This is a genomic window from Paraburkholderia phosphatilytica, assembly GCF_003443895.1.
GTDB lineage: Bacteria > Pseudomonadota > Gammaproteobacteria > Burkholderiales > Burkholderiaceae > Paraburkholderia > Paraburkholderia phosphatilytica.
This window is the reverse complement of sequence record NZ_QQOA01000046.1, coordinates 42,705-53,365: the sequence shown is the minus strand read 5'-3', so window position 1 is coordinate 53,365 and position 10,661 is coordinate 42,705. Positions and strand designations below refer to the sequence as shown.

Here is a 10,661-nt window from a genome sequence, read left to right as displayed (position 1 = left end):
TATCGACGTGGACGTGTCGGGCCTGCTGCAGCGCGAGCAGAACCTCGACCAGGCCGGCGACAAGCTGCTCGAATCGATGCTCGCCACCGCGAACGGACGCTGGACCTCGGCGGAAACGCTGGGCCATCGCGAGTTCGTGCTCACGCGTCTGTTCGAAAGCGCGTGACGCATCGGTCGCGCCTTCCAGGCCCGCCCTCGTGACGGGCTTTGCGAACGCAGTTTCGCTACGGTGGAACGTCCACAATGAAGACCGGTCGCAGGAAAATCGTCATCAGCGAATTCATGGACGAGTCGGCGGTGGATTCGCTGCGGCGTCATTTCGATGTCCACGCACGAGCAACGCTCGTCGATGAGCCGGACCGGCTGCGCGATCTGCTGGCCGATGCCGACGCGTTGATCGTGCGCAACCGGACCCAGGTCACTGCCGCGCTGCTGGACGGCGCACCGCGTTTGTCGGTCGTCGGGCGGCTTGGTGTCGGGCTCGACAATATCGCGCTTGACGCGTGCAAGTCACGCGGCGTGCAGGTGTTTCCCGCAACGGGCGCCAACGCCGCTGCCGTGGCCGAGTATGTAATCGCCACGTCGCTGATGCTGCTGCGTGGCGCGTATCTGTCGAGCGCCGCCGTTGCCGAGGGGCAGTGGCCGCGCACGGCGCTCTCGAAAGGGCGCGAAGCGGCGGGCGGCACGATGGCCGTGATCGGTTTCGGCGGCATCGGGCAGCTCGTTGCGCGGCTTGCGCGGGGCATCGGCATGCAGGTGGTAGGCCACGATCCGCAGATTCCCGCGGATGCGGCTTGCTGGCAGGAGGCGGGCGCGCGCGGCATGTCGTTCGATGACGCGCTGCGCGCTGCCGACGTCGTGACCATTCACGTGCCGCTCGTCGACAGCACGCACAATCTGATCGGTCCCACGCAAATCAAGATGTTGAAAACGCATGCAGTCCTGATCAATACGTCGCGTGGCGGAGTGATCGACGAAAGCGCACTTGCCGACGCGCTGAAGCGGGGCCGCCTCGGTGGCGCCGCGCTCGACGTGTTCGCCGACGAACCGCTCAAAGCGGGGTCGCCGCTTGCGGGCGTGCCTAACCTGATTCTCACGCCGCATATCGCCGGCTTGACGGTGCAGTCGAACGAGCGTGTCAGCACGCTGGTCGCGTCGCGCGTGACGGATGCGTTACTCGCGGGTGAATGACTCAACGCTAACGAAGGAGCCCTGATATGACGCGGATATCGTCCGACGATCTTTACGACCTTGCCACGCGCACGATGCTTGCCGCTGGCGCCACGTCGCGGACGGCCGAGGCAACCGCGCGCGCGCTCGTCTATGCCGACGAACGAGGTTTGTCGTCGCACGGCGTCGCGCGCCTGCCGATGTATGTCGCGCAGTTGCGAAACGGCCGTGTCGATGCGAAGGCGGTTCCGACGATCGCTGAAGCGCGCAATACGGCGGTGTTGATCGATGCCGCGGACGGCATGGCGTTTCCGGCGTGCGAGCTCGCGATCGAAACGCTCGTGAGTCGCGCCCGGGAGCACGGCAGTGCGGTTGTGAGCGTGACGCGCAGTCATCATCTCGGCGCGGGCGCGTGGCACCTGGAGCCGGTCGGCGCAGCCGGCCTGGTGGGACTTGCGTTTAGCAATACGCCCGCCGCAATGCCGGCGTGCGGCGGACGGCATCCCGTGTTCGGCACCAATCCGGTGGCGGCCGTGTTTCCGCGTCGCGATGGCCACCCGCTGATGATCGACCTGTCGTTGTCCAATGTCGCGCGGGGCAAGATCATGGTGGCCGCTCGCGAAGGCAAGCCGATTCCCGAGGGATGGGCGACATCGCGCGACGGCCGCCCGACGACCGATCCGAAGGCGGCATTGGAAGGCATGATGCTGCCATTTGGCGGGGCGAAAGGCGCGATGCTCGCGCTGATGGTCGAATTGCTTGCGGCGGCGCTGGCCGGTGCGAACTTCGGTTACGAGGCGGGTTCGTTCCTGACCGAAGCGGGCGAGAAGTCGCGCGTGGGTCATCTGTTCTGGGCGATCGATCCAGGTGCATTGGCAGGAAATGCCACCTACCTGTCGCGTGTCGAGGCGTTGATCGAAGTGATGCTGCAGGATGCCGACGTGCGGTTGCCGGGGCAACGCCGGGCCGATCTTGCGGATGTCGCGCTGCGTGACGGCATCGACGTTCCCGATACCCTGCTCAACCAGTTGCGCGCGTTGGCGGCGTGAGGGTATGCCGCGACGTCCGTCGCTTCACGTCGCGGTGAAGTAGCGCTTGATCGCGTCGGTGAAAGCCGTACGGCTGTGCTTCACGCGTTCGAGCAGTCCCACCCGGCGTCGCACGTCGACACCATCGAGCGACATGACCTTGATTGCGCGATCGTTGTCGAAATCGACGTTCGCGAGTTTGGGAACGATCGAAATACCGAAGCCCTGACGCACGAGCGCGACGATCGCCTCGACGGAATTCAGCTCCAGCGCCTCGTTGACTTCGAGCTTGCATTGATCGAGCACGTTCTGCACGAGGTGTCCGGTCCAGGTGCTGCGGTCGAAGCGCATGAACGGCGCATTGCGAAGAATGTCGTCCTGCTCCGACGGCAACTCGAAGTGCGGCGCGGTCGGCATGATGACAATCATCGGTTCGGAATAGAGCGGAGTCCAAAGCAATGTGGAGGCCAGCGGATGCGGCGATTGCGTGACGACTGCCGCATCCAGTTCGCCGACTTCGACCTGATGCGCGAAATCGCTGGACATGCCGGCCAGCAGATGCACGTCGAGGCGAGGATGCTGGCGACGGATCGACCACAGGGCATCGGCGAACGCACCCATCAGCGCGGAGACCAGTGCGCCTATCACGACCGTTCCCGACATTTCGCCGCCGCCCGCCGAAGCTTCGAGAAGCTCGTAGCGGCGAACGATTTCTTCGATTTCGGGAATGAGTGCGCGGCCCACGGGATTCAGTACCGCCGCGCGTGCGTTGCGGTCAAAGAGCTGAACGTTGAGATCGCTCTCGAGCGCGCGGATCTGCAGGCCGATAGCAGCAGCGGTCAGGCCAACCTTGTTGCCGGCGGCGGCAAAGGTGCCGCATCGAGCGACGGACAGAAATATTTTGAGAGTGCGAATGGATGGCATTGCTCGCGTTTCACGCAGACGACATGCATCGGTCGATGTCCAAAATGATACGCAACCTAAAGTATTTCCTGGTCTCAGGAAAACCATTACTGCGTTTTTCTTTAGCAAGCCGCCAGCGACAATGGACGCAGTAATGCGGCCGAAATTAGCGCGGCCGAATTTTCTCGCACAGTGCAGCAGACGTATCGCCCACTTCTGTCCACCACACTGAACGTCACACCGAGGCCCTTCATCAATGACAGCCTGGTTGAATGCGCAAATCGTTGCCGGCGCGGTCGGAATCGGTGTCAGTTCGATCGCAGTCGCGGGGGGCGTGGTGGCGATCGCGTATCTGGTGTACGGACTGACGGGCTTCGGTTCATCCATCGTCGCCATCCCATTGCTGACGCAGCTGGTTCCGCTGCGTACGGCAACCCCCGTGATGCTGGTGCTGGATCTCGTCGCCGGAATGCTCGTGGGCATGCGCAACCTCCAGTCTGTTCAGACACAGGAGCTCAAAAGGCTTGGACCCTGGCTTTGCATCGGGCTTCTGCTGGGCGTGAGCGTGCTCGTTTCGGTGCCGGAAAAACCGCTGGAACTCGTTCTCGGCGTGTGCCTGCTGACCTACTCGCTGTGGAAAGTCATGTCCCGAGGCGAGTTCCGCGAAATAGGCGGGCGCTGGGCGCTTCCATTGGGTTTCTTTGGCGGATGCCTGACGGCGGTATTCGGCACCGGCGGACCTGTCTACACGATTTATCTGGCCGGTCGCCTTCCCGATCCCGACCAGCGCCGCGCAACCATCAGCACGCTCATTACCGCTACGGCCGTTGCGCGACTCGTTCTCTTTACCGCTTCCGGACTCTATAAAAATCCCGCCGTCCTGCCGCTCGTGAGCCTGTTATTGCCTTGTGGCGCGGTGGGACTGTTCGCAGGGGCGCGGCTGCGCAGTGCGATTTCGGCGCCGCGTGTCCTGACGCTGCTCTGGATCGTCCTGATCCTCGCGGCTGTCAATCTGATCATTCGTTCCGTGCCTGCCTTGACCGGTTAGGCCATCTCGACACTTGCGCGTGGCGCTGGCGCCAGCCGGCTCACGCCCAGTTCAACCTGAACAAGGAGTAGACGATGATTCACGCCGTATTGCATGAACGCGAAGAGACGGTTGGTGTTGCTGTGGTGGCGATTCGCAACGTCGAGGCGAGGTGTTGATCGGGTACTGGTCAAAGCGCTCGATCGCATTCGAAGCTGATTGCGATCGGTCAGCCCGCTTCACCGTATAAGACGGCCTGGAAGCATTCGCCCGGCAGAGGCGATCTCCACGCTGTTGCCACAACTGGTCAAAGTGCAAGGGTCCGTGTGGCCCGGCATTTTTCTCACTGGAATCGCGTCTGCGCGATACGAGGTGAGATCAAGGAGACACCATGTTGCGTCGCATCTGCAAGCACATCTATGTCCAGGTTCTGATCGCCATCGTGATCGGGATCGCCGTCGGTCATTTCTTCCCAACGTTCGCCCAGTCCTTGAAGCCGCTGTCCGACGCGTTCATCCGTCTGATCAAGATGATCACGCCGCCGTTGATCTTCACCACGATCGTATGTGGCGCGTCGCAGATCGGTGAAATGCGCACCCTGGGCCGGATCGCCGGAAAGACCATCATCTATTTCGAGGTGTTGACCACGCTGGCGCTGTTCATCGGCATGTTGATGGTGAACCTGATCGGGCCCGGCGTAGGAATGAACATCCAGCCGGGCACGGCCGACGTTCATGTGCTGGCGCAATATCAGACGGAAGTGCATCACGGCGGCGGCCTGACGGGCTTTTTGCTCAACATCATTCCGTCGAGCTTCCTGAGTCCGTTTGCTTCGGGTGACATGCTTCAGATCGTCGTGATCGCCTGCCTGTTCGCGGTGGGACTGTCCTACATCGGAGACAAAGGGCAGCCGGTCCTGACGTTCTTCGAGTCGGTGTCGGAGGTGCTCTTCAAGATCGTCGGTTTCATCATGAAGCTTGCACCGCTCGGCGCGTTGGGCGCGATGGGCTTCGCAGTCGGGAAATACGGGTTGTCCGCATTGAACTCGCTCGGCATGCTGCTCATCACGATCTATGTCGCCACGATTTTCTTCCTCGTGGTCGTGCTGGGCACCATCTGCCGGATGAGCGGTTTCAGTCTGCTTCGATTGCTGAATCATTTGAAGGGAGAAATTCTTCTCGTCCTTGCCACGACATCGTCCGAATCGGTGTTTCCGCAGCTGATCCGGAAGCTCGAGGGCATGGGGTGTCCGAAGCAGGTCGTCGGTATCGTGATGCCGATGGGCTATTCGTTCAATCTCGACGGAACCTGTGTGGCCCAGGTGATCTGCGCGTTGTTCATCGCTCAGGCCTACAACGTTCCGCTGTCCTGGGGAGATCAGATCGGGCTGATGGTTCTCTCGATGATCAGTTCGAAAGGCGCAGCTGGCGTGTCGGGTGCAGGCTTCGTCACGTTGCTCGCCACGCTCACGGCGTTCAAACAGATTCCCATCGAAGGCGCCGCGCTCATTCTCGGTGTGGATCGCTTCATTTCGGAAGTGCGGGCCGTCACCAACATGATCGGGAACGCGGTTGCTACGCTGGTTGTGTCCGGGCTCGAAAAGGAGCGCGACAACGTTCAGATGGCCGCGGTGCTGAAGCTTCGTCGAGTGAGCGGCGAGGCATAGAAAACCTTTGCCTGAACGCCAGAATTATTCGATTTTTCTTCACGAAGAATTGCTGAACAATCGATACACGAAACCCGTTCAATCGTACTGCGTCAGCAGCTTTCCGAGAGGCATCGTGAATACCGAGAAACTTCGAGTAAAAGTCTGGAGAAGCACTATCCGGGGGCTCGTCACCTATGATGTGCCGCGTCATGAGAGTCAGACGGTGCTGGACGTCGTGACGTTCATCCAGCGCAAACTGCAGCCCGACCTTGCATACCGGTTCGCGTGCCGCGTGGGCATGTGCGGATCGTGCGCCATGAACGTCAACGGCCGGGCGCGGTGGACGTGCCGCACACACGTTTCGAAAGTCGCGGTAAACGACGAACTGGAGATCGCACCGCTGTCGAACCTTCCGGTCATCAAGGATCTCGTGACCGACATGAGCGACTTTTTCGACAAGTGGAGCCGCGCAAAGGGGCAGTTTTCCGGAAGCCTTACGCGCCACGACGATTTCGCGAGAGTCAGTCCCGAGAGCGCGCCGAGAAAGGCGGCGGACGCGGGGGTCGAGTGTATCGGTTGCGGCGTCTGCTATTCATCCTGCGATGTGGTGACCTGGCGTCCGGACTATCTGGGCCCGGCTGCGCTGAACCGGGCGTGGACGCTCGTCAACGACGAACGCGACACGCAAACGATCGAACGTCTGCGAGCTGTGGCTGGTGATGCGGGCTGTCACTCGTGTCATACACAGGCGACCTGTACGGAGCGTTGCCCCAAACATCTTTCACCGACCGCGGGCATTGCCGGCCTCAAACGGATGACGATGAAGGCTGCACGCGAAGGAGACCTGTGATGCATGGCATGTCTCTTCGCACCCAGGCTCGTCTCTGGTACTGGCAGCGTATGAGTGCAACCGCACTCGCGCTCTGTGTGTTCGTCCATCTCGGCGTCATCATCTACGCGGTCCATAGCGGCTTGAGCGCAGCGGCCATTCTCGGCCGCACGCGCGGAAATCTGCTGTTTGGCGCCTTCTATTCCGTGTTCGTGATTTCGTGCGCGATACACGTGCCTATCGGTCTGCTGAGAATCGCGGAGGAATGGTTGCACTGGCGCGGAAAGTTCGCGCAGGCCATCTGTCTGGTCTTTTCAGCCGGCCTCGCGCTGATGGGGCTGCGTGCTGTTTATGGAGTCGTGTCGTGATGAGAAAGAACGATTATCGCGCTCGCACGCACCCCGCGTGGTGGGCCTTTCTCGTGCACCGTCTTTCAGGCCTGGCGTTGGCCTTGTTCCTGCCGGTTCATTTCTGGGCACTCGGTCACGCCATTACGGGAGAGGCGTCGCTCGACGGCTTTCTGCGCGCGACCGATCAACCGCTGTTCAAGTTTGGCGAGTGGGGGCTGGTGGTTCTGCTCTCGCTTCACATGATGGGCGGCATTCGCCTGTTGCTGATCGAATTTCTGCCATGGGCAGGATTGAGGAAGGACTGGCTCGCCTTCGGTTTAGGAGCGAGCACCTGTACGGGTCTCGCGTTCCTGCTCGCGCTGATCCATTAGCGCCGTTTCGCGAGCATCCGCACTGCGCTAAACCCCCCACCATCTGTTTGACGAATACCGAAGAGACAGCGATGAAACTTGACCTTGACGTCGTCGAGGAAGCCTCGAAAGAGCTGTATATCCGCGCCCTCAAGTTGCTGCCGCCCGACGTGAAAGCTGGCATCGAGAGACTTTCCGCCGGCGAGACGTCGCCGGTCGCACAGCGGGTTCTCGAGACGATGCGGACCAATATCCGCGTGGCCGAGGATACGGAGAACCTGCTTTGCCAGGATACTGGCATCCCCATTTACAGCGTTGCGCTGGGCCGGAATGTCGAGTTCGACGGATTTGAACTGAAGGCGGCCATCCGCAAAGGATGCGAGCGCGCGACGCGGGAGCACCCGCTGCGTTCGTCGGTCGTGCATCCGCTGACACGCAAGAACAATCACACGTCGTGCGGCATCGAGGTTCCCGTCATTCACGTCGACTTCACGGACGAGAACGAGACCGCGACCATCGAGATGGTGCCGAAAGGAAGCGGGTCGGAAAACAATTCGTTTCTGAAGATGGCCGTGCCGGCCGAAGGCATCGACGCGATCAAGATGTTCGTCGTCGACTGTGTGATCGCTGCCGGCGGCAAGACGTGTCCGCCGACTATCGTGGGCGTCGGCCTTGGCGGTACGTCCGATCTGTCCGTTGCGCTAGCCAAGCGTGCCGCGACGCGCGCGCTTGGCACCGCTTGCGCGGACCCCGAGGGCGCCGCCCTCGAACGCGAACTGACCGAGGCAGTGAACCGTCTCGGTGTCGGCCCGCAGGGTCTCGGGGGCGATAGTACGGCGTTTGCGGTGCATATCGAACTGGCGTCGACGCACATCACGATGAATCCCATTGCGGTCAACATGCAATGCCATTCCGCAAGGCGTGCGAAGGCGCGGCTTACCACCGATGGTCTCACTTACGGATTCTGAAATGGCTCACTACGACCTCCATACGCCCGTCGACGAGTCGCAGATCCGCAAGCTGCGAGTCAACGATACGGTGACCTTGCATCACACGCTGTTCGGCATCCGCGATGCGACGCAGATCCATATGTTCGACAAAGGGCGCGCCACGGAATTCGATCTTCGCGGACACGCGGTCATTCACACGGCGCCGAACGTGCGTAAGGTCGCGCCGAGCGACGCCTACCCGGCCGGGTATCAACCCGTCTGCATCGGCACGACCACGTCCGACCGCATGGAGCGCTTCACGCGCCCACTGATGGAGCAGTACGGCGTGCGCATGATCGTGGGAAAAGGCGGTCTGCGCGAAGGATCGAAGTCGGCGTTCCAGGATCTGGGCGGTGTCTACCTGGCGATCATCGGCGGGACGGCCGCGCTCGAAACGACGTGGATCGAGAAGATCGAGGCCGTCGATCTCGACGATCTCAATCCAGAGTCGCTCTGGAAGTTCAGGATCAAAGGCTTCGGTCCGTTGCTCGTGGCGATGGACAGCCACGGTGGCAGCCTGTATGACGAAGTCAGGGGCGACACCGCCGCGCGACGCGCTGAAGTGCTCGAAAGCCTCGGAGTACCGACAAAATGAATATCGAGCACATCAAGACGGATATCCTGATTCTGGGATCGGGCGGCGCCGGTCTCTTTGCCGCGCTTCATGCGCACAGGCAGGCTCCAGATCTTTCGATCACTATTGCGGTGAAGGGGCTGCTCGGGAAATGCGGTTGCACACGCATGGTTCAAGGCGGCTATAACGTCGCGCTGGCGCCAGGCGATTCGGTCGAACGTCACTTCATGGACACCATCGAAGGCAGCAAATGGTTGTCCAACCAGGACCTCGCGTGGGCGCTGGTAAGTACGGCTGTCGAGCGCGTGCGCGAGCTTGAAAACGAGCTTGGCTGTTTTTTCGACCGCAATCCGGATGGATCGATTCATCAGAAGGCGTTCGCGGGCCAGACGTTCGACCGGACCGTTCACAAAGGCGACCTGACCGGCATCGAGATCATCAACCGGCTGGCCGAGCAGGTGTGGAGCCGTGGTATCCAGCGCCTCGAAGAACACCGGGCCATCGAGTTGATCAAGTCCGCCGACGGCAGGCACATCGCCGGGGTGTTGATGATCGACATGCGGACCGGCCGGTTCGTGTTCGTCCAGGCGAGGGCGGTCCTGCTCGCAACGGGAGGCGGCCCGACGATGTACAAGTTCCACACGCCGTCCGGAGACAAGAGCTGCGACGGACTTGCGATGGCGCTGCGCGCGGGGCTCACGCTTCGCGACATGGAGATGGTGCAGTTTCATCCTACCGGGCTGCTTGCCGGAACTCACACGCGTATGACCGGCACCGTGCTTGAAGAAGGACTGCGCGGTGCGGGTGGGCACTTGTTGAACGGCGCGAAACAGCGATTCATGGATACCTATGACACGCGCGGCGAGCGTGCGACGCGCGACATCGTATCGCGCGGCATCTATGCCGAAATGCGCGCGGGGCGAACGTCGCCTAATGGCGGGGTGTATATCCAGATGAGCCACCTTGGCCCGGACAAGGTTCGAAAGCAGTTCAAAGGCATGGTGGAACGTTGCTCGGATTGCGGGTTCGATCTCGCGGGCGGACTCGTCGAAGTGGTGCCGACTGCGCATTACATGATGGGCGGCGTCTCGTTCAGCACCGACTGCCGCACCGAGTTGAACGGCCTCTTTGCCGCCGGCGAGGACACCGGCGGCGTGCACGGCGCGAACCGCCTGGGCGGCAACGGCGTCGCGAATTCCACGGTATTCGGTGGAATTGCGGGCGACAGCATGGCGACGTGGGTGAAAGCGCAAGGTCAGTACCGGGAACCCGATTCGCGTGCCATCGAAGTCGCGATCAAGGAGGCTGAAGCCCCGTTTTCCAGAAACGGAACAGGCCTCGAAGACATTCGGGAGTCGCTCTACGAATGCATGTGGACGCATGTGGGCATCATTCGCGACCGCGATGGACTCTTGCGCGCGCGGAAGACCCTGGGCGAACTGCATGGACGGTTGATGCTGACCGGCGTTGTGGATGGCGACCGCGCATTCAACGCGCAATGGCACGACTGGCTGAACCTGAAGAACCTGATTTCAGTCAGCCAGATCATTACCGAGGCGGCGATCTCCCGCGAGAATTCGCGGGGCGCGCATTTCCGCGAAGATTTTCCTGAGGCTGGAGATCTGGAGATGTCCGCTTACACGACGATCCGGAAACGCGAGGATGGCGTCGAGATCAGGCAGGAAGCTGTGACATTCACCCGGGTACGCCCGGGAGAGACGATTCTATGTGAGCAGTTGACGGAATGAAGCGTGCCGCGTTACAGGCGCATTGCTGAAAACCCGCTTCCTGTT

The 10,661-nt window shown here is 61.5% G+C and carries 11 protein-coding genes and 1 pseudogene; 11 read left to right on the top strand and 1 reads right to left on the bottom strand.

The features are described from left to right. The 3 genes and pseudogenes from DVS29_RS31555 to DVS29_RS31545 form a co-directional block, all read left to right on the top strand. Nucleotides 1-166 (top strand): annotated as a pseudogene (locus DVS29_RS31555) (UxaA family hydrolase); the annotation flags it as partial. A gap of 77 nt (nt 167-243) precedes the next feature. Beyond that, nucleotides 244-1,191 (top strand): hydroxyacid dehydrogenase, encoded by a 948-nt coding sequence (locus DVS29_RS31550; protein ID WP_118184454.1) that lies wholly within the window; start codon nt 244-246, stop codon nt 1,189-1,191. Nucleotides 1,192-1,217: 26 nt separating this feature from the next. Then, entirely contained in the window at nt 1,218-2,219 is a 1,002-nt protein-coding gene (locus tag DVS29_RS31545) for an Ldh family oxidoreductase (protein WP_118184453.1), read from the top strand. A 24-nt stretch (nt 2,220-2,243) separates the two neighbouring features. On the opposite strand, the gene DVS29_RS31540 is transcribed toward DVS29_RS31545, so the two are convergent. Further along, the gene (locus DVS29_RS31540; protein WP_240655901.1) at nt 2,244-3,488 is read right to left on the bottom strand and encodes a LysR family transcriptional regulator; all 1,245 of its coding nucleotides are present in this window, start codon (nt 3,486-3,488) and stop codon (nt 2,244-2,246) included. On the opposite strand from DVS29_RS31540, the gene DVS29_RS31535 reads away from it, so the two are divergent. The 8 genes from DVS29_RS31535 to DVS29_RS31500 all read left to right on the top strand — a co-directional run bounded on the left by DVS29_RS31535 (nt 3,457) and on the right by DVS29_RS31500 (nt 10,616). Further along, the gene (locus tag DVS29_RS31535; protein ID WP_164708033.1) at nt 3,457-4,149 is read left to right on the top strand and encodes a sulfite exporter TauE/SafE family protein; all 693 of its coding nucleotides are present in this window, start codon (nt 3,457-3,459) and stop codon (nt 4,147-4,149) included. The genes DVS29_RS31540 and DVS29_RS31535 overlap by 32 nt on opposite strands. 370 nt (nt 4,150-4,519) lie before the next feature. After that, complete coding sequence (dctA, locus tag DVS29_RS31530; RefSeq protein WP_118184450.1) at nt 4,520-5,794, top strand: C4-dicarboxylate transporter DctA; 1,275 nt, start codon at nt 4,520-4,522, stop codon at nt 5,792-5,794. A gap of 115 nt (nt 5,795-5,909) precedes the next feature. Beyond that, the gene (locus DVS29_RS31525) at nt 5,910-6,626 is read left to right on the top strand and encodes a succinate dehydrogenase/fumarate reductase iron-sulfur subunit (RefSeq protein ID WP_118184461.1); all 717 of its coding nucleotides are present in this window, start codon (nt 5,910-5,912) and stop codon (nt 6,624-6,626) included. Next, nucleotides 6,626-6,973: a succinate dehydrogenase/fumarate reductase transmembrane subunit gene (locus tag DVS29_RS31520; RefSeq protein ID WP_240655903.1), complete on the top strand. Its 348-nt coding sequence runs from the start codon at nt 6,626-6,628 to the stop codon at nt 6,971-6,973. The genes DVS29_RS31525 and DVS29_RS31520 overlap by 1 nt, the downstream gene beginning before the upstream one ends. Then, complete coding sequence (gene sdhC / locus DVS29_RS31515) at nt 6,973-7,326, top strand: succinate dehydrogenase, cytochrome b556 subunit (RefSeq protein WP_118184449.1); 354 nt, start codon at nt 6,973-6,975, stop codon at nt 7,324-7,326. Before DVS29_RS31520 ends, sdhC begins: the two co-directional genes overlap by 1 nt. A gap of 71 nt (nt 7,327-7,397) precedes the next feature. Further along, complete coding sequence (locus tag DVS29_RS31510; RefSeq protein WP_118184448.1) at nt 7,398-8,273, top strand: fumarate hydratase; 876 nt, start codon at nt 7,398-7,400, stop codon at nt 8,271-8,273. A gap of 1 nt (nt 8,274) precedes the next feature. Beyond that, a complete protein-coding gene (locus DVS29_RS31505; protein WP_118184447.1) occupies nt 8,275-8,889 on the top strand; it encodes a fumarate hydratase C-terminal domain-containing protein in 615 nt (204 codons plus the stop codon). Beyond that, entirely contained in the window at nt 8,886-10,616 is a 1,731-nt protein-coding gene (locus DVS29_RS31500) for an L-aspartate oxidase (protein ID WP_118184446.1), read from the top strand. The genes DVS29_RS31505 and DVS29_RS31500 overlap by 4 nt, the downstream gene beginning before the upstream one ends. The last annotated feature ends 45 nt before the right edge of the window (nt 10,617-10,661 follow it).